Raw genomic sequence first — 26164 nt, 5'->3', positions numbered from 1 at the left:
CTAAAATTGAGGGTATGCCTAAACATCTCATGCTTTTGCTTCATGGCGAAAACAAACTCGATGACGAGTCTATTGCCTTAGTGGGCAATGGCTTAGCCCGTGAGCAATACCTTCTGGGTGAGTCATTTCCACTGGCTGGAGCTCTGGCAGGCCCAGAATCCGACAATCTCCAACGCATCTGCATTGAGCCAGTTCATCTTCATGCAACCCGCGATCATCTCGTGCTGCTTCAACTCGATCCTTTTCAGATCGCCCAAGAAGATCTTTCACAACTGATGAACGAAGCCAGTGCTATTTTTAGTGAAGAAGGTTTGGGACCTCTGACACAAGTCGCGCCCTTTCAGTGGTTAGGTAAAACCGAGGGATTTAAAACACTGCATACGCATAGTGCTGCGCAAGCACAAGGTCGCAACATTGACTGGTGGCTACCCAAAGATACACGAGTAGTCGGTTTAGCCAAACGCTGGCGCCAAATCCAAAACGAAGTCCAAATACGCTGGCATATTCATCCCATCAATCAAGCGAGAAGTGAGCAGGGACTGCCCACCATTAATTCCATTTGGCTAAGCGGCATTAGTTATCAACACGATGTGCATTTGGCCCACGAACTCAAGATCGCCCAAAAGGTCATTAGTGATCAAGCGTGGATGCCTCGTGTGGCACACAATCATTCCTTGGTATGCATGAGCGACCCCATCTCTTGCTGGGAGGATCTCGCGGAGAACACCTTGATTTACCATCGTCAGGCAAAACAGATGTGGCCTGCCATTTATCAGATGTTGCTCGATCACGATCTAGTCCTTGAGGTAATTGATTTTCCAAAATCAGTTCGTAAGCGTCGCTTTGCCTCGGACGATTTTCGCGCTCACCCGCTCGCCTTTTGGCGAAAATCCAAAGTTCCCACATGGGAAGAGCTCAACGCGTGAGTATCTTTAGCCAAAGGCCGTATTCGTCAGAGATTGCGAAGACTCTTGCGTCAGGTGAGTTACATCCCCTCTTAGCAAGACTCTACGCCGCACGGGGTGTAGAAAGTGTTGATGAACTTGGCTTAGAGCTCAAGTATCTCTTACCACCCAATACCCTCTTACATTGCGAGGATGCCGCCAAGATCTTAGCTGATGCAATACGTGATCAACGTCAGATGCTGATTGTCGCCGACTATGATTGCGACGGTGCCACAGCCTGCGCTGTGGGTATTCGTGGTTTGAAGATGCTTGGTGCATCATCCAAGCAAATTGATTTTTTAGTACCCAACCGCTTTACGATGGGATACGGCTTAACGCCTGAAGTGATCGATCTAGCAAAAGAGCAGACTCCCAAACCCTCTTTACTCATTACGGTCGATAACGGAATTGCCAGTCATGCAGGAATTGACTATGCCAAAGAGCATGGCATGGATGTGCTCGTGACCGATCATCATTTACCAAGCGAGCAATTACCCAATGCCCTAGCCATTGTGAACCCCAATCAACCCCAATGTGGTTTTCAGAGTAAAGTGCTTGCCGGTGTTGGGGTCATGTTCTATCTCTTAATTGCTCTGCGCGCAGAGCTGCGCCAACGCGGCATCTTTACAACAGAGACCCAACCCAAGCTCGAACAGTTATTAGGGCTTGTGGCTCTTGGCACCGTTGCGGATGTTGCGCAACTGGATCGCAATAATCGCATTTTGGTATCACAAGGTCTAAAGAGGATCCGCCAAGGTATTACGCCGCCTGGACTCCTTGCCTTGTTTGAGGTCGCTGGGCGCAATCCCCAAACGGCAAACCCGTTTGATCTGGGGTTTGCCGTGGGGCCAAGACTTAATGCCGCAGGACGTCTTGCCGATATGAGTTTAGGTATCCAACTACTCCTGTGTGATGATCCAAAGATCGCTCTGGAGATTGCGCAAGAATTAGACCGGATTAATCGTGAGCGCCGGGTAATTGAATCGGGAATGCAAGAGTCTGCCCTAGCGCACCTCACGCATCTTAATACGGATGAACGACCAGCGCTTTGTTTATGGAATCCAAATTGGCATCAAGGAGTGGTTGGTATTGTGGCTTCTCGTCTAAAGGAGCGCTTTAATCGTCCCGCGATTATTTTTGCTCCGGCAGAGGGGGTTGATGGTGAAGCGCTTTTGCGAGGATCGGGGCGCTCCATTGCTGGATTTCATTTACGGGATGCTTTGGATCTGGTCTCTAAGCGCAAACCTTCTCTCATTCAAAAGTTTGGAGGGCATGCTATGGCTGCAGGTCTTACGATTCGGCAGGCCGATTTTGGGTTCTTTGAAGAATCCTTTTTACAGGTCAGTCGTGAGCTCTTAAACGACGATCTTCTCCAACGGCGCTGTATCCATGATGGCGAACTAAGCCCTGAAGAATTAAATGTGCAGACCGGCGACATCCTCATGAATGAGATTTGGGGTCATGGCTTTCCAGAGCCTCTTTTTTATGGGGAGTTTGATGTTCTCCAGCAATCCCTCATGAAGGATAAGCACTTACGCTTACAACTAAAACCAAGGGTCCTCGATTCGGAAACGGTAGGGCATGCGCCGGTTATTGGGGCGGTCTGGTTTAACCGCACCCAAACCCTTCCCCCAAAAGCTCGTCTGGCCTATCGTTTAGTCAGCGATCGATTTCATGCAGAGGCGCGCGTGCAGTTAATGATTGAGGCGCTCAACGATCAAGCCTAGTTGGCACTTACCCGTATAATTTGGGTATGGAAGCCGAACAACTCAATCAAATTACGAATGCCTTAAAAGATCTTCTCTCGCGTGAGCAAGCACTACGGGGGTATCTTTGACTTCAATACGAAGTCAAACCGTCTTGTAGAAGTTAATCAGATCCTTGAAGATCCCAAAATCTGGGATGATCCCAAGCAAGCGCAAGCGCTGGGTAAGGAGAAAAAATTACTTGAGGGTGTTGTCAATACCCTAACAGAGCTCAATCAAAACATCACAAGCAGTATGGAGCTCATGGAATTAGCACGTGCCGAGAACGATCAAGAGACCTTACTAGCTCTTCAAGCTGACTCGGATTCTTATGAAAAAATCATTGCGGATTTAGAATTTAGAAGAATGTTTCACAATGAGATGGATCCCTGTCATTGCTTTATTGATATTCAAGCAGGTGCAGGTGGTACGGAAGCCTGCGATTGGGCAAGCATGTTGTATCGCCAATATCTCAAATACTGCGAGCGTAAAGGTTATAAGACTGAAATCCTAGAAGAATCTGATGGTGATGTCGCCGGTATTAAAAGTGCCACCATTAAAGTCGATGGTGAGTACGCATACGGGCACCTGCGCTCTGAGACGGGGGTTCATCGTTTGGTACGCAAATCTCCTTTTGATTCGTCAGGTGGTCGACATACTTCCTTTGCCAGCATTTATGTCTATCCAGAGATTGATGACTCGATTGAAATTGATGTTAATCCTGCTGATATCCGCACCGATACCTACCGTGCATCCGGAGCAGGTGGCCAACATATCAATAAAACAGATTCAGCAGTGCGTCTTACACATATTCCTACGGGGATTGTGGTGCAGTGCCAAAATGATCGCAGCCAACACCGCAATCGCGCTGAGGCGATGAGTATGCTCAAATCCCGTTTGTACGAACACGAGATGCGTAAGCGTCGTGCTGAGCAAGATAAGTTAGAGGCCAATAAAACTGATGTAGGCTGGGGTCATCAAATTCGATCCTATGTTTTGGATCAAAGTCGCATTAAAGATTTAAGAACCAATGTTGAAATATCTAACACCCAAAAAGTTTTAGATGGGGATCTCGATGCATTTATCGAGGCCAGTCTAAAACAAGGTGTGTAATATCCAGAGAGCTATCCCTATGAATACCACTGTACCTAATTCTGATGAGCAAAACCAAGCACCGGATGAGAACCACATCATTGCCGAGCGGCGCGAGAAATTAGCCAAACTACGCCAGGCTGGCATACCGTTTCCCAATGACTTTATCCCAACGCATTTAGCAGCAGATCTGCATGATCATTACGATGGCTTGAGTAAAGAAGAATTAGCAAGCAAAAAGATTGGCGTTAAGGTCGCCGGTCGAATGGTATTAAAACGGGTGATGGGTAAAGCTAGTTTTGCCACGATTCAAGATCGTAGCGGTCAGATCCAGTTCTATATCAGCGACGACCTAACAGGCACCGATATCCATGCAGCCTTTAAACATTGGGATCTCGGTGACATTATTGCCGCTGAGGGTCATCTCTTTAAGACCAACAAAGGCGAGCTCTCAGTCGAGTGCTCCACACTGCGCCTACTGAGCAAATCGTTGCGACCACTGCCAGATAAGTTTCATGGTCTATCGGATCAAGAACTCAAATACCGGCAACGCTATGTCGATTTAATTGTGAACCCAGAAAGCCGTAATACTTTCTTGGCACGTAGCAAAGCCATTGCCTCGCTGCGTCGACATATGATCGAAGCACACTTCATGGAAGTTGAAACACCCATGTTGCACCCTATTCCTGGGGGAGCAGCAGCTAAGCCATTCATCACCCACCACAATGCGCTTGATATGCAAATGTATATGCGGATCGCTCCAGAGCTTTATCTAAAGCGTCTGGTAGTTGGTGGCTTTGAGCGGGTCTTTGAGATTAATCGTAACTTCAGAAATGAAGGTCTTAGCCCGCGCCATAATCCAGAGTTCACCATGATGGAGTTCTATGCGGCCTATACCGACTATCGCTGGCTGATGGACTTTACCGAGAATTTAATCCGCAGCGCCGCCATCGATGCGCAAGGGACAGCAACACTCACTCACCAAGGGCGAGGTCTTGATTTAGCTAAACCCTTTGATCGTCTCACCATTACCGAAGCAATCCTCAAATACGCCCCACTCTCGCAAAAGACCTATGCTGCGGCCCAATTAGAAGATCTTGACTTTATTCGTGCCGAGCTAAAAAAGGGAGGAGAAAATATCAATTCCCCAGCACTCAAAAATGCGGGGCTAGGTGCCCTGCAATTGGCTTTATTTGAGCTCGTTGCCGAAGAGCATCTCTGGGATCCTACTTACATTATTGATTATCCGATTGAGGTTAGCCCCCTCGCGCGTGAGTCGGATACTCGCAAGGGTGTTACCGAGCGCTTTGAGCTCTTTATCACGGGTCGAGAAATCGCCAATGGCTTCTCAGAGCTCAATGATGCTGAAGATCAGGCCGAACGTTTTCGCAAACAAGCCGCACAAAAAGAGGCGGGCGATGAAGAGGCAATGTACTTTGACCATGATTTCATCCGCGCCCTGGAATATGGCATGCCGCCAACAGGGGGTTGCGGAATTGGTATTGACCGCTTAGTGATGCTACTAACTGATATGCCTAATATTCGGGATGTGATTTTGTTTCCGCATTTGCGTCGCGAAGAGGAGTGATCGTCTAGCGATTACGCACGCGGTCGCTTTTAGTAACCCGCTCATAAAATGCATTCGGCTTAGTCTCAACCCAGCGGATAAATTTTTGCATCGCGGGATCTTGCAAAATTGCTTCTGCCGTATTGAATTTAGCGGCTAACTGCGTATCGGTAAAGAGCGCATGAATCTGTCGATGGCAAATCTTGTGTAAATACTCAGTGGCTCTGCCGCCCTTTGATTTCGGAATCAAATGATGGGCTTCTTGTTGGTCTGGCGGTATCTCACGCATGCAAATCGGGCAAATTGCAAGCGCAACGGCATTGAGTTCCTCGCTTGCTTGAAGTTCTAGCAATTGCTTTTGACGTATCCGACCGACCATGGTGCTTAATAGAATTACTTAGTGATTTTCTTTGGCATGATTGATCGAATACTTTGGAATCTCAATCACTAAATCGGTTTTAGAGACAATGGCCCGACACGAAAGTCGCGATTGGGGGCATAAGCCCCAAGCACGATCGAGCATATCTTCCTCGTTCTCATCGGGCTCATTTAAGCTATTTCCCCCCTCTCGCACAATCACATGACAGGTTGTGCAGGCACACACCATATCGCAGGCATGCTCAATCTCAATATCATTAGCGAGCAAGGTCTCGCAAATGCTAGTGCCTGGATCTGCTTCAATGACCGCTCCGTCAGGGCAATACTCAGAATGAGGTAGAACAACAATTTGGGTCATGGGTCAGTCTCGATAATTAGATCTCTGCTACATTTTTTCCGGTCAAGGCTTTCTGAATGCTGGCATTCATCCGCTTTTCAGCAAACTGATCGGTGGTTTTTGCTGCCTTCTCAACCGCTTTACGCAATTGAGAACTATCTTTTTCAACCATCACTTGCTCACGGAGCAAACTCATTTCTTTACGAATTAGAGCATGCTCAACATCGGTTAATAAATGTCTGTCTTGCTCTAAAGCAGCTCCTACAGCTACGAGTAATCGCTCTGCCTCTACCTGCTCCTCACGCAAAGAGCGAGCTTGCATATCGTCCTTGGCAGACGCAAATCCATCTTGCAGCATCCGCGTAATGTCTGTATCGGTAAGACCATAAGACGGTTTGATCTCGATCGAGGCTTGCACCCCCGAGCTTTGCTCTAATGCATGAACCGATAAAAGACCGTCGGCATCGACCTGAAAGGTCACCCGAATACGAGCTGCGCCGGCCACCATCGGTGGTATCCCCTTCAACTCAAAACGCGCCAAAGATCGACACGCATCAACCACCTCGCGTTCACCCTGAACAATATGAAGCGATAAACCGGTCTGGCCGTCTTTGAAGGTCGTGAACTCCTGTGCCTGAGCAACTGGGATGGGGGTGTTACGTGGAATGATTTTTTCTACTAAGCCACCCATGGTCTCAAGCCCTAGGGACAGAGGAATCACATCGAGCAATAACCATTCATTATTCTTGCTTTGATTACCAGCCAATAAATCCGCCTGCATCGCAGCACCCAGGGCAACCACTTGATCAGGATTTAAATTATTTAAGGGTTGCTTTGCAAAGAGATCTGCTACAGCAGCTTGTACATGGGGCATCCGTGTCGCGCCGCCAACCATGACTACGCCCTTAACTTCATTCGCCTGTAAATGTGCATCGCGCAAGGCCTTACGCACCGAGGTCATTGTTTTACTAACCAAGGTCTGAGTCATCTCAAAAAATTGGGCCTGACTCACTTCCACATGAACGACGGTACCCGTACTTAGAGTGAGATGCACGCTCGCAAGCGGAACATGACTTAATTGTTCTTTGGTTTGCTTAGCTGCTAGCAATAAAGCACGTTGGTCTTGGGGTGCAAGAGGTGGCAACTTAGCTTGCTCAATCACCCAGCCATACAGGTGTTGATCAAAATCATCGCCACCCAAGGCAGAATCACCCCCGGTGGATAAGACCTCAAAGACACCCTGACTCATTCGTAAAATAGAGATGTCAAATGTGCCACCACCCAAATCATAAACAGCGTAGATTCCTTCCGAGGCATTATCTAAACCATAGGCAATCGCCGCTGCCGTTGGCTCATTTAATAATCGTAAGACCTTAAGGCCTGCTAGTTGGGCAGCATCTTTGGTCGCTTGACGCTGGGCATCATCAAAATATGCGGGGACTGTAATCACCGCTCCGACGATCTCATCTTGGACAGAGTCTTCAGCCAGTTGACGTAAGCGCGCTAGGATCTGTGCACTAATCTCTACCGGAGTTTTGTCTCCTGCGACTGTGCGCAACTTGACCATACCTGGCTCATCGATAAACTCATAGGGAGAGCTCTCCACATGCGATACATCATGAAGGCCACGTCCCATAAAACGCTTCACCGAAATAATCGTATTTTTAGGATCATCGATTACATGCTCTAAGGCCTCATAACCGCCCTGAGTTCGACCGCCTGGTAAATACCGAATCACCGATGGAAATAGTTCCTTGCCATTGATATCGGCTAGAACCTTAGGTAGCGCATCTTTGACAATGGCAACGAGTGAGTTGGTGGTGCCCAGATCAATACCAATAGCGATTCTCCGCTCGTGCGGAGCAAGAGCCATTCCAGGTTCAGCGATTTGCAGTAAGGCCATCGTATTTTTCTATATAAATTTAAGCCAGCTCAGCAATCGCATCATCAAGTTCGATGGCAAATTTATCAATAAAGAGAAGGCCGCGAACGGTCTCGATTGCCTTTTGATAATGCCCCTTCTCGCACTCTTGTTCTAAAAGAGTGACGGCATTTTGCTGGGCTTGACCCACTTCGGCTGCCAAAGTCTCGAGGGTGCTTAAGTCCTCTGCAGACTCATCGAGGGTCTCACGCCATTCCATTTGCTTCATTAGAAATTGAACTGGCATGGCCGTATTGGTTTCTAAATGAGCCTCTACACCATTTAACTGGCAAAGATATAAGCCTCTTTGGATAGGATCTTTTAATGTGCGATAGGCGGTGTTCGCATAAGTCGCTAATTGCATTGCGACCCGTTGCTCTGCTTCAGTTCCATGAGCGTGACGATCGGGATGAACTTCTTTTTGAATAGCTAAATAGGCTTGGTCCAAAACCAACGTATCAAGCTTGAAACGGGGTGTTAGTCCAAAAAAAGTGAAGTAGTTGTCAGACGCGGAAAGATTCGCCACAACCACACTCATCTTTCACATTGGGGTTCTGAAACTTAAACCCTTCATTTAATCCTTCGCGCACAAAATCAAGCTCGGTGCCATCAATATAGGCGAGGCTCTTCGGATCAACAAAGATTTTAATGCCGTGGGACTCAAATACTTGATCCTCTGCGACAGCCTCATCCACATACTCTAATTGATAGGCAAGACCAGAACAACCCGTTGTGCGAACACCCAAGCGCAAGCCACAACCCTTACCGCGTTTTTGCAAACTACGATTTACATGAGTCGCTGCTTTTTCGGTCAGGGTAATCGACATATCAATCTACTTTATTAATTGGAATGCTTGTCTTTGTAATCTTTCACTGCCGCTTTAATAGCATCCTCTGCCAAAATTGAACAGTGGATCTTTACGGGTGGCAAGGAAAGCTCTTGGGCAATCTGCGAGTTCTTAATCTCGAGCGCTTGATCCAAAGTTTTACCCTTTACCCACTCGGTCACCAAGGAGGAAGAGGCAATCGCCGATCCGCAACCATAGGTTTTGAACTTAGCATCTTCAATCACACCTTGATCATTGACCCGAATTTGCAACTTCATCACGTCACCACATGCGGGTGCGCCGACCATACCGGTACCAATTTGCTCATCGCCCTTGGCAAATGAACCCACATTACGAGGGTTCTCATAATGATCAATTACTTTATCGCTATATGCCATGTCGTTACCTTTTTAATCTCAATACATGAATGATTAATGCGCTGCCCACTGAATCGTGTTTAGGTCAACGCCATCTTTGTACATTTCCCATAAAGGAGAAAGCTCTCGCAATTTGGCAATTTTCTCTTTCACTAAATGAATGGTGAAGTCCACTTCTTCTTCATTGGTAAAGCGTCCGATCGTAAAACGAATCGAGCTATGGGCTAACTCATCATTACGTCCAAGTGCACGTAATACATAAGAAGGTTCTAGAGATGCGGATGTGCATGCAGATCCAGAAGAGATCGCAATGTCTTTCAATGCCATCAGCATAGACTCGCCTTCAACATAGTTAAAACTAATATTGAGGTTATGCGCTACACGCTTGTCCATATCACCATTGACATAAACCTCTTCAATGTCTTTTAAACCTGCTAACAAACGATCGCGTAATTTACGAATACGGGCGCTCTCCTCAACCATCTCCACTCGAGCTATCCGAAACGCCTCGCCCATACCAACAATTTGATGGACAGGTAAGGTGCCTGAGCGCATGCCGCGCTCATGACCACCGCCATGGATTTGCGCTTCAATGCGCACCCGGGGCTTGCGGCGAACATACAACGCGCCAATACCCTTAGGTCCATAGGTTTTATGTGCCGAGAAGCTCATCAGATCAACTTTTTGCTTCTCTAAATCAATATCAACTTTACCGGTTGCTTGGGCAGAATCCACATGGAAAATGATTCCACGTGAGCGGCAAAGTTCTCCAATTTTGGGAATATCTTGAATAACGCCGATTTCATTATTGACAAACATGACCGATACCAAAATGGTATCTGGGCGAATAGCAGCTTCGAGCTGTGCAAAGTCAATCAGGCCGTTATCCATCACATCCAGATACGTGACATCGTAGCCCTCACGCTCAAGTTCACGGCAGGTATCGAGCGTCGCTTTGTGCTCAGTCTTCACCGTAATAATGTGCTTGCCCTTCTCTTTATAGAAATGGGCAGCGCCTTTGATCGCTAAATTGATACTCTCTGTCGCACCGCTGGTCCACACGATTTCACGGGGATCAGCATTGACTAGCTTGGCAACTTCCACACGAGCTTCCTCAACAGCTTCTTCGGCAGCCCAACCAAACGCATGACTGCGCGAGGCTGCATTGCCAAACTGCTCCCGCAAATAGGGAAGCATCTTATCGACCACACGCTGATCAATCGGCGTGGTTGCCGAGTAATCCATGTAGACAGGAAAATGCTTCGGGCTATACAGCGAAACAGGTTGAAGGGGAACTTTTTGTGGAGCGTTCATGCTTAGCCTTGTTTGGCGAGGTTAAATACCGAGTTAATGAGAGGTCTCTTAGGAGCTTCTGCCTTCTTAGCGGCGCCAACTGGGTTTAATTTTTTAGTTTTGATGGAGTCAACGCGAACTTTCTTTTCACGCAGATCCTGAATCACTACGCCACGACTCTCTTGCTGCTTGGCTAGATCACGTAAGCTCACTGAATCAAGGTACTCGACCATCTTGGAGTTCAAATTGGTCCATAAGTCATGCGTCATACAACGACTTTGGGTGCTTTCTTCGTTATTGCAGTTTCCCTTGCCGCCGCACTGGGTCGCATCTAAGGGCTCATCCACGGCCACAATAATATCGGCAACACTGATCTCCTCAGCCTTACGCGCAAGTGTGTAGCCGCCGCCAGGACCGCGGGTGCTCTCAACAATATTAAAACGGCGTAACTTACCAAAAAGTTGCTCTAAATACGATAGAGAAATCTTTTGGCGCTGACTAATTCCAGCCAGTGTCACAGGACCATGGGTTTCACGCAACGCCAAATCAATCATTGCGGTTACTGCAAATCGACCTTTAGTAGTAAGTCTCATAGATCACCTCGGTTGTGGGTTGTTATGGACAACAACTGTCAGCAGGGTAATACCTGACAATTGCGATCAAGTTTAACATATTCCCGACTATTTTTATCGGGAATAAACCTTAGGGTGAATAAGGGAAAGGGGTTGTTAAGTCTAGGGCAAAAGCAAGCCCAGAGGCCCTTAGAGGGAGTCTTTGGCTAAAGCACCAAAGGCGAGTTCCTTAATTTTCGCAATCTGGTCTCGAGTGGCTGCTGCTCTCTCAAATTCCAGATTTTTGGCCTCTGCCATCATTTGCTTCTCAAGGCGACCAATTTCTTTGGCGAGCTCCTTCTCGCTCATGCTTTCGTAATGCGCACGATTTTGAGCAACTTGCATCTCACAACGCTTCTCTTGTACGTCATACACCCCATCAATGATGTCTTTAATACGCTTGCGAACCCCCTTGGGCTCAATGCCGTGTTCGAGATTAAAGGCAACTTGCTTGGTTCTGCGGCGCTCGGTCTCACCCATGGCGCGCTTCATCGAGTCGGTGATTCGGTCGGCATACAAAATCGCTTTACCGTTGACATTTCGGGCAGCGCGCCCAATCGTTTGAATCAAACTGCGTTCAGCCCGCAAGAAGCCCTCTTTGTCAGCATCCAAAATAGCAACTAAAGACACTTCCGGAATATCGAGACCCTCGCGTAATAAGTTAATGCCAACCAACACATCAAACACCCCGAGTCGCAAATCACGAATGATCTCAACGCGTTCAACCGTATCAATGTCCGAGTGAACATACCGGACCTTCACCCCGTTATCCGAGAGATACTCGGTTAATTGCTCGGCCATGCGCTTGGTTAAAACCGTTACTAAAACCCGTTCACTCACCTTCACTCGTTCGTGGATTTGATTCAGAAGATCATCGACCTGAGTGCTCGCTGGCAATACCTCAATAGCAGGGTCCACTAAACCCGTAGGGCGGACCAATTGCTCGACCACCTGCCCCGTTTTTTGGTTCTCATAATCGGCTGGGGTTGCTGACACAAATATGGCTTGGCGCATTTTGGTCTCAAATTCAGGGAACTTCAGTGGCCGATTATCCATTGCGGATGGCAAACGAAATCCATATTCAACCAAGGTGTGTTTGCGCGAGCGATCTCCGTTATACATGCCATTGAGCTGTCCAATCAAGACGTGGCTCTCATCCAAAAACATCAGGGCATCGGGTGGCAAATAATCAACCAAGGTGGGTGGCGCCTCACCCGGTTTTGCACCGGATAAATGCCGTGAATAATTCTCAATTCCTTTACAAAAGCCTAGCTCGGAGAGCATCTCTAGATCAAAGCGAGTGCGCTGCTCTAGGCGCTGCGCCTCTACTAATTTAGAGCCTTTGACAAACTCATCAAGGCGTTCGCGCAACTCAATCTTAATAGTTTCAATCGCTCGTAGAATCGTTTCACGAGGGGTTACATAGTGAGAACTGGGGTAAACCGTGAAGCGAGGTAACTTCTGTTTAATCTTACCGGTTAGTGGATCGAAGAAATGCAAGGACTCTACTTGATCATCAAATAGCTCGACCCGAATGGCTAATTCATTATGCTCGGCCGGAAAGATATCAATCGTGTCGCCCCGAACTCGAAAGATACCCCGATGAAAATCGAGTTCATTACGCTCGTATTGCATCGAAATTAAACGTGTGACGACATCACGCTGCGTCAACTTGTCGCCAGGTCTGAGAGTTAAGACCATGCTGTGATAGTCACCTGGGTTACCGATACCGTAGATCGCCGAGACCGTTGCCACAATCACCACATCGCGACGCTCCAATAAGCTCTTAGTAGCAGACAAACGCATTTGCTCGATGTGCTCATTGATCGAAGAGTCTTTCTCAATAAATAGGTCGCGCGTCGGGACGTAAGCTTCGGGCTGGTAGTAGTCGTAATAACTCACGAAGTACTCCACTGCATTGCGGGGGAAAAACTCCCTAAACTCCGAGTACAACTGTGCGGCTAATGTTTTGTTAGGTGCAAACACGATGGCAGGTCGGCCCATTCGCGCAATCACATTAGCCATGGTGAAGGTCTTCCCAGAGCCCGTCACCCCCAAAAGGGTCTGAAACGATAAGCCATCATCAATACCCGCACACAACTGATCAATCGCTGCGGGCTGATCACCCGCTGGAGGAAAGGGTTGGTATAGCTGATAGGGGGAATCTGGGAAACGTATAAATTGAGACTCAATTAGGGGAGGGTCTTGTATACCCCGATTAAGGATGGCGCCCTCTTCCTTGGCTGTTTTTTTTGAACCAGCCACAGCCGTTTTATTTTTAGGGCTGGCATTGGCTAATTTTGGGGTGGGCTTACTCATCTCGGCTATCATTTATAGCTGTGAACTTAATCGCACAGCAAATTTCCAACAATCGTTAATTTTGCCGTTTTTATTCCAATTGCACCAATCATTCCTAAGAACCTGATTTACAACAAATAAACTACTTCAATAAAAATGAATCTGTTTGCTTCCGTCCAATTAGCCCCTAAAGACCCTATTTTTGGCCTCACTGAAGCCTACACTGCCGATCAGCGTCCAGGTAAAGTGAATTTAGGAGTTGGTGTCTATTACACCGATGACGGTAAGGTGCCCTTACTAAAGGCGGTATTGGCAGCAGAACAAGAGGTAGTTGCCAAACAATCGCCCCGCGCCTACATTCCGATTGAAGGTCCAAATCCCTATAACTCAGCTGTGCAAAACCTTCTGTTTGGTGCAGACTCCCCCCTTATTAAAGAGGGCCGTGTAGTGACTGCAGAGTGTCTGGGCGGAACTGGGGCGCTGCGCGTAGGCGGTGACTTTGTGAAACGTCTTGATACTGGTGCACCGGCTGCGATCAGCGCGCCGAGTTGGGAAAACCATCGAGGTATTTTTGAATCCGCCGGCTATCAGGTCTTGGAGTACACCTACTTTGACCCCAAGACCCGCGGTGTTGATTTTGATGGCATGGTTAAATCTTTAGAGTCCTTTCCCGCAAAAACATTAGTGATTCTGCATGCCTGCTGTCACAACCCAACCGGCGCTGATCTCACAGCAGAGCAATGGAAAAAAATTATTTCTATTTGCCAAACTCGACAGTTAATTCCTTTTCTGGATATTGCCTATCAAGGTTTTGCTAGCGGTATTGAGCAAGATGGCGCTGCAGTTCGCATGTTTGCGGACTCCGGAATGTCTTTCTTCGTGTCTAGCTCATTCTCAAAATCATTCTCACTCTATGGTGAACGTGTTGGCGCACTTTCGATCGTTACCCAAAGCAAGGAAGAATCTGCCCGAGTTTTATCGCAGTTAAAGCGTGTCATTCGTACTAATTACTCTAATCCGCCGACTCATGGGGCCGCCATTGTGGCGACTGTTCTGAACTCCCCTACGTTACGGCAGATGTGGGAAGACGAACTCGCAGAGATGCGTGAGCGCATTAAAGCCATGCGCCATGGCCTCAACCAAAAATTAGCGGCTTCTGGTGTGCAACAGGATTTCTCATTTATTGAAGCCCAGCGTGGCATGTTTTCCTATTCCGGCCTCACTGCTGACCAAGTTGCCAAACTACAAGAGCAAGACGGTATCTACGCACTTTCGACTGGGCGCATCTGTGTGGCAGCCTTGAATACCAAAAATTTAGATCGGGTTGCACAGGCTATCGCTCGGGTTCTCGTGTCAAAATAGGGTTTTTGCTGTATCTGGAGGGTAATCAATGCTTTATCAAATATACGATTTTCAGAAAGCGCTGTTACAACCCCTAACATCTTGGGCTAAAACCACCTCTGAGACTTTCATCAACCCAGCAAACCCTTTGTCCTTGTTGCCAGGCGCAGAACGCTTTGCAGCTAGCTACGAACTCTTACACCGTCTGGGTAAAGATTACAAAAAACCCGAGTTTGGAATACGCAGCGTCAAAGCCCACGGTAAAGATGTGGTGGTTCAAGAGATCACAGCCCTTTCGAAGCCATTTTGTAACCTCGTTCGCTTCAAGCGCTTCTCTGATGATGTCGAAGTCATCACCAAAATGAAGCAAGATCCGATTGTGTTAATTGTTGCCCCTCTCTCGGGCCATCATTCCACTTTATTACGCGATACTGTGCGCACAATGTTGCAAGACCACAAGGTCTATATCACTGACTGGGTGGATGCGCGGATGGTTCCAAATGACCAAGGGGTGTTTGGATTAAGTGACTATGTTAACTACATTGAAGATTTCATTCGCTTGATTGGCGCTAATAATCTTCATGTGATTTCTGTATGCCAACCTACCGTACCGGTGCTGGGAGCAGTTTCCTTAATGGCTTCACGGGGCGAGGCAACTCCTAAATCGCTAATTATGATGGGCGGCCCGATTGATGCCCGCAAACATCCTACAGCCGTCAACTCCTTGGCCACAAATAAATCGATTCAATGGTTTGAAGCCAATACGATACATAACGTTCCGCCACCCCATCCTGGCGTGGGTCGCCGTGTTTATCCTGGCTTCTTACAGCACCTTGGTTTTATTGCTATGAACCCCAGCAATCATATGCAGTCTCATTGGGATTTCTTCCAAAACTTAGTACGGGGTGATGAGCAAGATGCCAAAGCGCATATTCGTTTCTATGATGAGTACAACGCCGTGCTTGACATGGATGCACACTACTATCTGGATACCATCAGAACTGTATTCCAAGAGTGCGCATTACCCAATGGCACTTGGATGGTGAATGACGAACTTGTTAAACCGTACGATATCCATCAATCTGCCCTACTCACCATTGAGGGTGAAATGGATGACATTTCTGGAAGCGGGCAAACCCGCGCTGCTCACAAACTCTGCAAAGGGATAGATGAGTCAAAGAAACAGCATTACGAGGTAAGCGGCGCTGGGCACTATGGCATCTTTTCTGGAAGACGCTGGCGTAATAAGGTGTATCCGCAGATACAGAGCTTTATACGCGCTCACCATGCTAACAGTCCAAATAATCAAGACCCAAATTAAGTCAGTTTCTATCGAAGTCAATGCGCTCTACCAAGCTAGCTGACTTATTAGAGGACACATTACCTCAAACGCAGTGCACGAAGTGTGGCTATCCAGATTGCCGAGCTTATGCCGAAGCAATGGCCAATGGCGAACTTCCTAATCGCTGTCCTCCAGGCGGGCAAGAGGGCATCATTCGGCTCAGCCAGATTTTAGAGTTCAAGCTCAATGAAAAAACGAAGCAGATTAATCCAGAATGTGGCATCGAACGTCCCAGACCGGTTGCTTTGATTGACCCCAAAGCATGTATTGGTTGCACCCTATGTATCCAAGCATGCCCAGTTGATGCGATCGTGGGCGCTTCTAAACAAATGCATACGGTCCTACCAGAATGGTGTACTGGTTGCGATCTATGTGTTGCTCCTTGCCCTGTGGACTGTATCACCATGATCAACACCACAAACGATCAAACAGGGTGGGATGCATGGTCTAGCTCTCAAGCAGATCTTGCGAGAGCGCGTTACCAAACGCACCAAGAACGGCTAGAACGTGAAGAGCGCGATAATGAGCTGCGTCTTGCTAAGAAGGCAAAGGCAAAACTCGCAGCGCTGAACGAGAGTCAAGCTGGCTCCCAAACCGAACTAGATGAAATTGAGCGTAAGCGCGCCATCATTGCTGCCGCTATAGCGCGCGTCAAACAATCAAGCCAATAGTCTTTCTATGAATGCCGAAGAACGCATTGCTTTTTTTGAACAGCTAAAAGCCAATAACCCAAAACCGAGTACCGAACTGGAATACAGCTCCCCATTTGAGCTATTAACAGCCGTTCTTTTATCTGCACAAGCGACCGATATCTCCGTAAACAAAGGGACACGACGGCTCTTCCCAATAGCGAATACCCCAGCAGCCCTTCTGGCTCTTGGAGAGGCAGGTGTTCGACCTTATATTCAACATATTGGCCTGTATAAAACTAAGGGGCGGCATCTACAAGAAACCTGTCGCATATTAATGAAGCAGCATGGTGGTGAAGTTCCTAAAAAACGAGAAGATCTAGAGGCTCTTCCGGGAGTTGGTCGTAAGACCGCCAATGTCATTCTAAATACCGCGTTTGGTGAGGCCACCATTGCTGTCGATACTCATATTTTTAGAGTCTCCAACCGGACAGGTTTGGCGCCAGGTAGGAATGTAGCGGAGGTTGAAAAGAAATTAATGAAACGTGTTCCACAAGAATTTTTACACGATGCCCATCATTGGCTGATTTTGCATGGTCGCTATATCTGCAAAGCCCGCAATCCCGATTGTGCACATTGCGCTGTTGAGCCCCTTTGTTCGTATAAACAGAAAATTGGCACTGGAAAAGTACGTGGCCCTATTTAATCCATCCCGTGAGGAGGTCCGAGAATTCTTTTGCTCAACCTGGCAAAAGCATCAAGATGGGCATGTTTTAACTCCACTAGAGATGATTGCCAGTCAGTGGATGGAGCAGCATCCAGAGTTTCATAAAATCTTGTGTGATCCATCAGGCGCCCTCGAGCAAGAATTTACCCCCGAGAAAGGAAAGACAAACCCCTTTCTTCATCTATCCATGCATCTATCCATTAGTGAACAAATTTCAATTGATCAACCCCCAAGCATTCGGCATATTGCAAATACGTTGAGTAGAAAATTAGATTCCGAACACGAAGCACAACATCAAATTATGGAGTGCCTGGGACAAGTCTTGTGGCAAGCACAAAACCAAAGTAAGCCAATTGATGTGACTGACTACATTGAATTACTTAAAAAATTGATTTAAGTAAAAAATATATGCTATCGTAGCTGGGTTATTAATAATAATTTTTAAAACTAAAAATGAAAATAATCATTGCACTTTTTATAAGTATTGGCATATCAAACCTAACATTTGCCCAATCTGATCCAGAGCTTAATATTGAAGGGTTTAAATATAAGACTATTTCTTTTGCTGAATACATCAAAGAAGTGCATCAAAATAGTGCATCGATTAATTCGAAGCAATTATCTTTGCTAAGCTCTAAGGCAATGGTTGCCCCCATGGCAGCCAGAAATATCAACCCCTCTTTTAACTATAGCAAGGGGGCTTATTACGCTTTGGTCCCATATACACCTTATGTTTCGCCGTCTTCAAGTACCTATTCGTTATCGGGGACGTTGGAAGGCTGGGGAAAGCGTGGCGCTCGCGAAGAATTTGCGAATGCCGAAGTAGCTAGAAATGAATCTGAACTAAGCTCCCTAAAAAGAACAGTTGAAAGCGATGCAATTTTTGCTTACCTTGATACGCAACGGGTCAAGCTCAACTGGCTGGCCTTTCGAAAAGCGATTGATGAGCTGTCTCTCATCAAAGGGAAAGAGGCCCAAAATTCAATTAGTGATCTGACAGCGACACTTAATAACATTTCAAATGATCTTAAATTCTTCGGTTACGGCTTAATCACATTTGTCGGCAAACCGAGTGAAGAAGGGTTCATTCCCCAAGGCAATACCATCAACACCTTTCCCAGAAATCTGAAAGTAAATGATCTTATCAATGAGGCTTTAAGTAAACGGGTTGATTTAATTGCACTGAATGATAATGTGAAATCAGCAGATGCAGGTGCAAATTTGGTTAGCAAAAATCGAAATATTGATTTATCACCAAGCGCTTGGTACTCGACTACTCCAGCGTATGTTTCGAGTGGAACGCAGTATGGAACTACCCATTCGTATGGGTTTTCAGTATCAATACCAATTCCATTACAGCTTCGCTTTGATGGAGATTTAGTATCCGCAGCTAATAACAAAATGCAAGCAGAATATGCCTTCAATGATGCAAAAAATAGGGTTACAGTTGAAGTAAAACAGGCCTTTTTGCAATACAGTGTTGCTAAAGAAAAGTTAAAAATAGCGGAGCAGAATTTTTTAGCATCTCAAGAGAAAAGTAAGCCAAGGACCGTTCAGTCCATTACACAGATTCGGGAAAAATCAACCGAATTAATTGATGCTAAAGTGAATCATGCAAAGGCGTTAATTTTTCTACTAAGAGTAAGCGGTGACTATGAAATTCCTCAATTTAATTAGAGTTATATTTTTTGAAATGGATTCTTAATGAATTGGCTTCCTAATAAATCTCTGCTTCTTTTTTTTAGTGCATTACTATCGTTTTCTGTTTTTGCGAACGAGGAACGTCATGCAAATTCGCCCCCACCTGCTACCAATCCTCAGAATCCACAAAGTCAAATGAATAACCAAAACCCTAGTTCTGTTAACCAACAAATGCTAAGGGAGCAAAATACAAGGACTATTCGTAATCAACAAGAACGAAAAGATAGTCTTCCTGTGTCTCCAAAAGCCAAGCCCGAATCCAGTGGCGACTATGTCAATCCGCTTGAACAAAAACAGAAATAATTTATCTAATTTCATCTTAATATGTTCAACGTATATAGAAAATTGAATGACTGTAGTCGCTTTATATATTCAATAACTACGCTTTTACTTCTTGGATTACCGCTTGCTGTTTCTGCACAAAATCCACCTCCTCCACCTAGTGGACCACCTCCAGGTTGTAATCCAGGCGGACCACCCCAACCCGGTTGCCCGCCACCGCCTGGAGGAGGAAGCGGTAGTGGAGGCCCAGGGAGCCCCCAACAAATGATGTTGAGAATGCAGCAAATGCAGCAACTTCAAAAAAAGCCAGGGGGATCTGGTCAAACTCAAAATACCGGGGTGCCTAGTGGTGGAATGCGTGGCGGCCCCTTTGCAGGCCCAGGTGGTGGTGGCGTTCCTGGGTCTGGAATGCCTAGTGGTCCCTTTGCAGGCCCAGGTGGTGGTGGCGTTCCTGGGTCTGGAATGCCTAGTGGTCCCTTTGCTGGGCCTGGTGGTGGTGGCGTTCCTAGCGGCGGAATGTCAAAATCCGGTATGCCTGGCGGTTCTTTCGCTGGTCCTAGTCAAAATATTGGTGGAACTCGACCTGGCGGCACACAAAATGTCGCGGGTGCAACTGGAGCTGTAACTAACAACTCATACTCGGGTCCGGTATCAGGGAATGCGTTTATTACCCCCTCTCCATTCAAGTAAAGAGTGCTAGGCTAAATCGGCTATACCGGAGCGTATGGCATCAGGCAAACTTTTAGCAGCTTCTCGTCTTGCTTTTCTTGTGGTATCGGAGAGCTCGCGCTGTTTACTTGACCAAATGGATCCCGGGAAAAATGGATCATCTACAAAACGAGGTATTACATGCCAATGCAGGTGAGGCACTTGATTGCCTAACGAAGCAATATTGATCTTCTGAGGATGCATCACTCGACGAATTGCAAACTCAGTAACATCCACCAAGGCCATCAAAATCTCTCGCTCTACTTGTGAGAGATCACTCATTTCTGCAACATGTCGATTCCAGATAATACGGCAATACCCTGGAAGGTCGGGATCATCAATCAAGACAACGCGCGCATCATCCCCGCGCCATATTAGTTGGCCACCATCCTCCTTACATAAAATGCAATTAGTGCTCATGCTTTTAATGTAAAACAAAAAAGCACTTAAGTCATCCTTTTGGAATAATTTAAGTGCTTCCCTTACTGCCCGCCTATTCGCCGGATTGGCGAGTGATGGCTTTAGTGAAACTGCTCTTCTTCGGTAGATCCGGTTAATGCCGTTACCGATGACTTACCGCCCTGAATGACAGTAGTTACATCATCAAAGTAACCGGTGCCAACCTCTTGCTGATGCGATACAAAGCTATAGCCACGATCGCGCGCTGCAAACTCGGGTTCTTGTACTTTCTCAACATAAGCGGTCATACCGCGCTTGACGTAATCTTGTGAGAGGTCAAACATGTTGTACCACATGGAATGAATGCCCGCCAAGGTAATAAACTGATACTTATAGCCCATTGCACCAAGCTCACGTTGGAACTTGGCAATCGTGGTGTCATCCAGATTTTTCTTCCAGTTAAACGATGGCGAACAGTTATATGCCAACATCTTGCCGGGGAACTTCTCCCGAATTGCTTCTGCAAATTTCTTGGCAAACTCAAGATCAGGCGTACCTGTTTCGCACCACACCATATCGGCGTATTGGGCATAAGCTAAACCACGCGAGATAGCTTGCCCTAATCCTTTGCGGGTCTTATAAAAGCCCTCTGGGGTACGCTCACCGGTTAAGAATGGCTGGTCATTCTCATCATAATCAGAGGTGATTAAATCAGCAGCCTCCGCATCCGTTCTTGCCAAGATGATCGTTGGCACGCCCATAACGTCTGCTGCTAGACGAGCTGCAATCAATTTTTGTACAGACTCTTGGGTTGGTAATAAGACCTTGCCGCCGAGATGGCCGCACTTTTTTACAGAAGACAATTGATCTTCAAAGTGGACGCCTGCAGCACCATTTTTAATTAATGCTTTACTGAGCTCGTAAGCATTTAATACACCACCGAATCCAGCTTCTGCATCAGCCACAATCGGCGCAAAGTAATCAATGTATCCAGGATCGCCTGGGTTAATACCTTTAGACCACTGAATTTGATCGGCTCGCTCAAAAGTGTTATTGATCCTCTCCACAACCTTGGGAACAGAGTCCACCGGATACAAAGATTGGTCTGGATACATCGCCGCATAACTATTGTTATCAGCGGCCACTTGCCATCCCGATAAATAAATGGCTTTTACACCGGCCTTAACTTGTTGCATTGCCTGTCCACCAGTTAATGCGCCGAGGCAGTTTACATATGCCTCATTATTGACAAGATTCCATAACTTATCGGCACCTTGTCGTGCAAGGGTGTACTCGGGTCGCACTGAGCCACGCAAGCGCACCACATCCTCTGCGCTATAGCCACGTTTGATACCCTGCCAACGTGGATTGGTATCCCAATCCTTTTGTATTGTTGCTGCCTCTGCCTTACGGGTCACCATATTGCTCTCCTTATATCAAGATAAAAACTCTTAAGAATTGAACGTTTGTTCGTATCAACTCTTATGTCTTATATAAGAGTTTAGAGAGGAATATGAAGACTGAGCCTATTTGTCAGAGGTGAAACAAAAAAATATTATTCATTTAGATCAATTATTTGTATTCTTATTATCACAATACGAAAACAATGATTAGAGAATGAAAAAGGTTTATGAGGTATGGTTTTGAGTGGTTTTATCTTGTGGAATCAATATTTCACAATACGGAAAGAAATGCTGTGGCCAAATCTCCAGTATTTCGCCCTAGACAGGATGCACTTAAGCAGGAGCCTTGCTTGGGATATTGCTGGCCACCTTAAATGCCGTGAAGATGATGAGGCATTGAATAAAGGCAACGCCTAAAAAGAGCCAGTTCGGTTGGCCTGCATCAAGCAAGATTCCAAAGGCTAAGGGGCCGACTGATGCGCCGAGATCAATGCCGGAATAGACAATGCCGTATACACGGCCAGAGGCACCTTGCGGCGTTGCCGAACGAATCATCAAATCACGTGAAGGGGCAGCAACTCCAAGACCAATGCCAATAACTACAAACAGACTAGGTATGAACGCAGCGGGTGCAAACTCCGTACCAATGATGACAGCCATGAAGGCGCTAATCATTAAACAAATAACCACGGTACGCTCTGGCGAAGCTAGCTTACTGGCAATATACCCTCCTAAAATCATACCCCCCGCACTACCTAAGGCCAATAGGGTGAGGAAGAAATTACCTGATGCCACTGAAATATCGTATATCTTTAAAAGAGCACTGGGAGCAAACGATTGAATGCCAGCCATTGCTACCATGCTTAAGAAGAAAAATATCCAGCACAACCAAACAGCCGGCAATTTTAGGAAATCAAATGTACCTATGGCAGTGTGATTGGGATCGTTCTTACGTGCATTAGCTAGATTAGATTCATGGCGGGCCTTGGCGTCATCGGTTAAAAGTTCACGATTAATCCAAAGGAAGAATAAAACCACAAATGCCAAAATGGCAGCGGCCATCATGGCCGTACGCCAGTTTGCTAGCTCTGCAATCGCTACCATAAAGACTGGGGCAAAGGCCCAACCAAGGTAACCCGTTACACCATGGAAGGAATACGCATACGGCAAACGCTTGGGCGAGATCTTATGGTTCATGAGGGTGTAATCTACGGGATGGAAAACACCATTACCGCAACCCATCAAGACTGCCCCAATCACTAAACCAACATAACTCGAGCTCACTGCATAGGTCAATGCGGACATAGCTAATAAGCCAACGCCAGCAAATAAAACTGGGCGAGCGCCCTTGTGATCTACCAAAAATCCTGAGGAGGCCTGCACAACGCAGGAGACCACAAAGAAGATGGTCATCAACAATCCGAGCTCTGCGTATGAAAGAGCGAACTCGATTTTTAGCCAAGGAAAAAGTGGTGGCAATACGAGGTGATAAAAATGCGAGGTGCCATGCGCTAGGCTGATTAGGCCTATCGTCCGATTGTCACTGGGGTTCAAGCTACCTTGAGCTACCGACATGGCACTAGTTTAGCGCCAGTCAGGAATTGCTCCGGAAAAGGACTAATGGACTAGGCGGGAGAAGCTAAAGTCGCCCTTCTTATCCACATCGACCGGTATGACATCCTGTGGCCCAAACTTACCCTCCAAGATCATCTTGGAAACGGGGTTCTCAATATGCTGTTGAATCGCACGCTTTAATGGTCTAGCTCCGTATACAGGATCAAAGCCTACTTCGGCGATCTTACTCAACGCCGCATCACTGACATCAAGTTGCATATCAATGCGAGCCAAACGTTCAGACAAGTTTTGTAACAAGATCTTTGCGATAGCTGCAATGTTCTTTTGATCCAAGCCATGGAAAACCACAATCTCATCCACCCGATTTAAAAACTCTGGGCGGAAATGATTCTTTAGCTCTCCAAAGACAGCATCCTTAACTTCAGATTGATTCTTACCGGTCATCGACTGAATTAAATGCGAGCCAATATTACTGGTCATAACGATCACTGTGTTTTTAAAGTCGACCGTACGGCCCTGGCCATCAGTTAATCTGCCATCATCTAGCACTTGTAAAAGAACATTGAAAACATCGGGGTGGGCTTTCTCAATCTCATCAAACAAAATAACGCTATAGGGCTTGCGCCTTACTTGCTCTGTGAGATAACCGCCCTCTTCATAGCCAACATAACCTGGGGGCGCCCCAATCAGGCGAGCCACGCTATGCTTTTCCATAAACTCGCTCATATCAATCCGAATCAAGCGATCATCGCTATCAAACAGAAACTCGGCAAGGGCTTTACATAACTCAGTCTTGCCAACACCGGTTGGCCCCAAGAACATAAACGAACCATAAGGCTTATTTTCTTCAGAGAGTCCGGCACGCGAGCGACGAATCGCATCCGACACTGCACGAATTGCTTCGTCTTGACCAATCACTCGCTCGTGCAAGTGGTCCTCCATCTTCAATAATTTATCGCGCTCTCCTTGCATCATTTTGGATACAGGAATACCCGTTGCCCGCGAGACCACTTCAGCAATCTCCTCCGCACCCACTTGGGTACGTAATAGTCTAGGGCGATGACCATCCTTGTTGTGGACTTTCGCTTCAGCGGCGGCAGCTGACTTTAACTTCGCCTCTAGTTCAGGTAACTTGCCATATTGAAGTTCTGCCACCTTCTCAAGCTTACCCTCGCGCTGCAGTTTAGTAATCTCTGCCTTTACTCGCTCAATCTCTTCTTTGACCGATGCGGCACCCAGAGCCGCGCCCTTTTCTGCTTTCCAGATTTCTTCTAGATCAGCATACTCTGCACCTAAGCGCTTGATTTCTTCCTCAATTAACTCAAGGCGTTTTTTTGAAGCGTCATCCTTTTCTTTCTTGACTGCTTCGCGCTCAATCTTGAGCTGAATCAGACGACGATCTAATTTATCCATCACCTCGGGTTTGGAGTCAATCTCCATCTTGATGCGTGATCCAGCCTCATCAATTAGATCAATAGCCTTATCTGGCAAAAAACGATCTGTGATGTAGCGATGTGATAGCTCGGCTGCGGCCACAATCGCTGGATCTGTAATTTCAATACCGTGATGCAGCTCATATTTTTCTTGCAGACCACGTAAGATGGCAATCGTTGCCTCAACGCTGGGCTCATCAACCATGACCTTTTGGAAACGACGTTCCAATGCAGCATCTTTCTCAATGTATTTACGATATTCATCTAAGGTAGTTGCGCCAATACAGTGGAGCTCTCCACGAGCTAAAGCGGGCTTAAGCATATTGCCGGCATCCATTGCGCCATCCGCCTTACCGGCACCCACCATCGTATGAATCTCATCGATAAAGATAATGGTGCGACCTGCATCCTTGGCAATGTCGTTCAAGACTGCCTTCAGACGTTCCTCAAACTCACCACGATATTTAGCACCAGCAAGCAACAAGGCCATATCAAGCACTAAAACACGCTTATCTTTCAGTGTTTCTGGAACTTCGCCGTTCACAATACGTTGCGCCAGACCTTCCACAATGGCCGTTTTACCAACTCCTGGCTCCCCAATTAAAACTGGGTTATTTTTGGTTCGGCGTTGCAGAATCTGTATCGTGCGACGAATTTCATCATCTCGCCCAATGACAGGATCTAGTTTGCCCAAGCGGGCACGCTCAGTGAGATCCAGTGTATATTTTTTCAGAGCCTCGCGCTGACCTTCCGCATCTGCTGAGTTCACAGCCTCACCGCCCCGAACTAGATCAATGGCTGCCTCAAGTGCTTTGCGACTTAAGCCATTCTCACGCGCAGCCTTACCCAGCTCGCCCTTATCGTCAGCCAAAACCAGCAAGAAGAGTTCGCCCGCAATGTATTGATCGCCACGCTTGCTAGCCTCTTTTTCTGTCTGATTAAGCCAACCGAGTAGTGTGCGCCCTATTTGCACATCACCGCCAGTCCCTTGCACTTGAGGTAATTTATTAATCATTGCCTCGGCAAGCTTCTCAAGCCCAGTGACGTTTACCCCGGCCCGAGTTAAGAGGCTACGGGTACCGCCATCTTGCTGCCGTAACATCGCTAACAGCAAATGTTCTGGCTCAATGAACTGGTTATCTTTAGCTAAAGCAAGGCTTTGGGCATCTCCTAGCGCCTCCTGAAACTTCGTCGTTAATTTATCTATACGCATGATTTATCTCAATATATTTGC

At 46.8% G+C, this 26164-nt stretch carries 25 protein-coding genes; 12 read left to right on the top strand and 13 right to left on the bottom strand.

All coding sequences use genetic code 11. The features are described 5' to 3' along the window. The first annotated feature begins 14 nt into the window (after window positions 1-14). The 4 genes from NKE59_RS02790 (at window position 15) to lysS (ending at window position 5369) form a co-directional block, all read left to right on the top strand. Window positions 15-926 (top strand): hypothetical protein, encoded by a 912-nt coding sequence (locus tag NKE59_RS02790; protein WP_353439416.1) that lies wholly within the window; start codon window positions 15-17, stop codon window positions 924-926. Next, window positions 905-2671, top strand: a complete 1767-nt coding sequence (gene recJ / locus NKE59_RS02785; RefSeq protein WP_353439415.1) for a single-stranded-DNA-specific exonuclease RecJ — start codon at window positions 905-907, stop codon at window positions 2669-2671. Before NKE59_RS02790 ends, recJ begins: the two co-directional genes overlap by 22 nt. A gap of 26 nt (window positions 2672-2697) precedes the next feature. Continuing rightward, a protein-coding gene (prfB, locus tag NKE59_RS02780) for a peptide chain release factor 2 (protein WP_353439414.1) occupies window positions 2698-3802 on the top strand; the annotation gives its coding sequence in 2 pieces (ribosomal slippage) (window positions 2698-2769 and window positions 2771-3802; 1104 coding nt in all). A 19-nt stretch (window positions 3803-3821) separates the two neighbouring features. Then, entirely contained in the window at window positions 3822-5369 is a 1548-nt protein-coding gene (gene lysS, locus NKE59_RS02775) for a lysine--tRNA ligase (protein WP_353439412.1), read from the top strand. A gap of 4 nt (window positions 5370-5373) precedes the next feature. Here lysS and NKE59_RS02770 read toward each other — a convergent pair whose 3' ends face one another. The 9 genes from NKE59_RS02770 to uvrB form a co-directional block, all read right to left on the bottom strand. Continuing rightward, window positions 5374-5727, bottom strand: a complete 354-nt coding sequence (locus tag NKE59_RS02770) for an HNH endonuclease (protein WP_353439411.1) — start codon at window positions 5725-5727, stop codon at window positions 5374-5376. Window positions 5728-5745: 18 nt separating this feature from the next. After that, the gene (fdx, locus tag NKE59_RS02765) at window positions 5746-6084 is read right to left on the bottom strand and encodes an ISC system 2Fe-2S type ferredoxin (RefSeq protein ID WP_353439410.1); all 339 of its coding nucleotides are present in this window, start codon (window positions 6082-6084) and stop codon (window positions 5746-5748) included. Window positions 6085-6100: 16 nt separating this feature from the next. Continuing rightward, window positions 6101-7966, bottom strand: coding sequence for a Fe-S protein assembly chaperone HscA (gene hscA, locus NKE59_RS02760; protein WP_353439409.1), 1866 nt, complete (start codon window positions 7964-7966; stop codon window positions 6101-6103). 19 nt (window positions 7967-7985) lie between these two features. Continuing rightward, on the bottom strand, window positions 7986-8510 hold the full coding sequence (gene hscB / locus NKE59_RS02755) for a Fe-S protein assembly co-chaperone HscB (RefSeq protein ID WP_353439408.1): 525 nt from the start codon (window positions 8508-8510) through the stop codon (window positions 7986-7988). Continuing rightward, on the bottom strand, window positions 8488-8811 hold the full coding sequence (gene iscA, locus NKE59_RS02750) for an iron-sulfur cluster assembly protein IscA (RefSeq protein ID WP_353439407.1): 324 nt from the start codon (window positions 8809-8811) through the stop codon (window positions 8488-8490). The genes hscB and iscA overlap by 23 nt, the downstream gene beginning before the upstream one ends. 14 nt (window positions 8812-8825) lie before the next feature. Continuing rightward, complete coding sequence (gene iscU, locus NKE59_RS02745) at window positions 8826-9209, bottom strand: Fe-S cluster assembly scaffold IscU (RefSeq protein ID WP_353439406.1); 384 nt, start codon at window positions 9207-9209, stop codon at window positions 8826-8828. A gap of 33 nt (window positions 9210-9242) precedes the next feature. Next, entirely contained in the window at window positions 9243-10502 is a 1260-nt protein-coding gene (locus NKE59_RS02740; RefSeq protein WP_353439404.1) for an IscS subfamily cysteine desulfurase, read from the bottom strand. Between the two features lie 2 nt (window positions 10503-10504). Continuing rightward, entirely contained in the window at window positions 10505-11074 is a 570-nt protein-coding gene (locus NKE59_RS02735) for a Fe-S cluster assembly transcription factor (RefSeq protein ID WP_353439402.1), read from the bottom strand. A gap of 168 nt (window positions 11075-11242) precedes the next feature. Next, entirely contained in the window at window positions 11243-13411 is a 2169-nt protein-coding gene (gene uvrB / locus NKE59_RS02730; RefSeq protein WP_353439400.1) for an excinuclease ABC subunit UvrB, read from the bottom strand. Between the two features lie 135 nt (window positions 13412-13546). On the opposite strand from uvrB, the gene NKE59_RS02725 reads away from it, so the two are divergent. From NKE59_RS02725 to NKE59_RS02690, 8 genes are all read left to right on the top strand, one after another. Beyond that, window positions 13547-14752 carry an amino acid aminotransferase gene (locus tag NKE59_RS02725; RefSeq protein ID WP_353439399.1) on the top strand — a complete coding sequence of 402 codons (1206 nt, stop codon included), beginning with the start codon at window positions 13547-13549 and terminating at the stop codon, window positions 14750-14752. Window positions 14753-14780: 28 nt separating this feature from the next. Beyond that, a complete protein-coding gene (gene phaZ, locus NKE59_RS02720) occupies window positions 14781-16052 on the top strand; it encodes a polyhydroxyalkanoate depolymerase (RefSeq protein ID WP_353439397.1) in 1272 nt (423 codons plus the stop codon). Between the two features lie 20 nt (window positions 16053-16072). Then, on the top strand, window positions 16073-16744 hold the full coding sequence (gene rsxB, locus NKE59_RS02715) for an electron transport complex subunit RsxB (RefSeq protein WP_353439396.1): 672 nt from the start codon (window positions 16073-16075) through the stop codon (window positions 16742-16744). A 7-nt stretch (window positions 16745-16751) separates the two neighbouring features. Next, on the top strand, window positions 16752-17408 hold the full coding sequence (gene nth / locus NKE59_RS02710) for an endonuclease III (RefSeq protein ID WP_353439395.1): 657 nt from the start codon (window positions 16752-16754) through the stop codon (window positions 17406-17408). Further along, window positions 17395-17826: a DUF1841 family protein gene (locus tag NKE59_RS02705; RefSeq protein WP_353439394.1), complete on the top strand. Its 432-nt coding sequence runs from the start codon at window positions 17395-17397 to the stop codon at window positions 17824-17826. The genes nth and NKE59_RS02705 overlap by 14 nt, the downstream gene beginning before the upstream one ends. 56 nt (window positions 17827-17882) lie before the next feature. Continuing rightward, a complete protein-coding gene (locus NKE59_RS02700) occupies window positions 17883-19106 on the top strand; it encodes a TolC family protein (protein ID WP_353439393.1) in 1224 nt (407 codons plus the stop codon). Between the two features lie 27 nt (window positions 19107-19133). Further along, complete coding sequence (locus NKE59_RS02695) at window positions 19134-19433, top strand: hypothetical protein (protein ID WP_353439392.1); 300 nt, start codon at window positions 19134-19136, stop codon at window positions 19431-19433. Between the two features lie 264 nt (window positions 19434-19697). Then, the gene (locus NKE59_RS02690) at window positions 19698-20102 is read left to right on the top strand and encodes a hypothetical protein (protein ID WP_353439390.1); all 405 of its coding nucleotides are present in this window, start codon (window positions 19698-19700) and stop codon (window positions 20100-20102) included. Between the two features lie 6 nt (window positions 20103-20108). Here the strand turns inward: NKE59_RS02690 and NKE59_RS02685 are convergent, their stop codons facing one another. The 4 genes from NKE59_RS02685 to clpB form a co-directional block, all read right to left on the bottom strand. Beyond that, window positions 20109-20540: an HIT family protein gene (locus NKE59_RS02685; protein ID WP_353439388.1), complete on the bottom strand. Its 432-nt coding sequence runs from the start codon at window positions 20538-20540 to the stop codon at window positions 20109-20111. Between the two features lie 101 nt (window positions 20541-20641). Then, entirely contained in the window at window positions 20642-21940 is a 1299-nt protein-coding gene (gene aceA, locus NKE59_RS02680) for an isocitrate lyase (protein WP_353439387.1), read from the bottom strand. Window positions 21941-22255: 315 nt separating this feature from the next. Then, window positions 22256-23497: an MFS transporter gene (locus tag NKE59_RS02675; protein WP_353439386.1), complete on the bottom strand. Its 1242-nt coding sequence runs from the start codon at window positions 23495-23497 to the stop codon at window positions 22256-22258. A 42-nt stretch (window positions 23498-23539) separates the two neighbouring features. Continuing rightward, window positions 23540-26143 carry an ATP-dependent chaperone ClpB gene (gene clpB, locus NKE59_RS02670; RefSeq protein ID WP_353439385.1) on the bottom strand — a complete coding sequence of 868 codons (2604 nt, stop codon included), beginning with the start codon at window positions 26141-26143 and terminating at the stop codon, window positions 23540-23542. Window positions 26144-26164 lie beyond the last annotated feature (21 nt).

The organism is Polynucleobacter sp. UK-FUSCHL-C3 (genome assembly GCF_040409815.1).
GTDB lineage: Bacteria > Pseudomonadota > Gammaproteobacteria > Burkholderiales > Burkholderiaceae > Polynucleobacter.
Note: the sequence above shows the minus strand (reverse complement) of the source record. Positions and strands in the feature narration are given on the sequence as shown.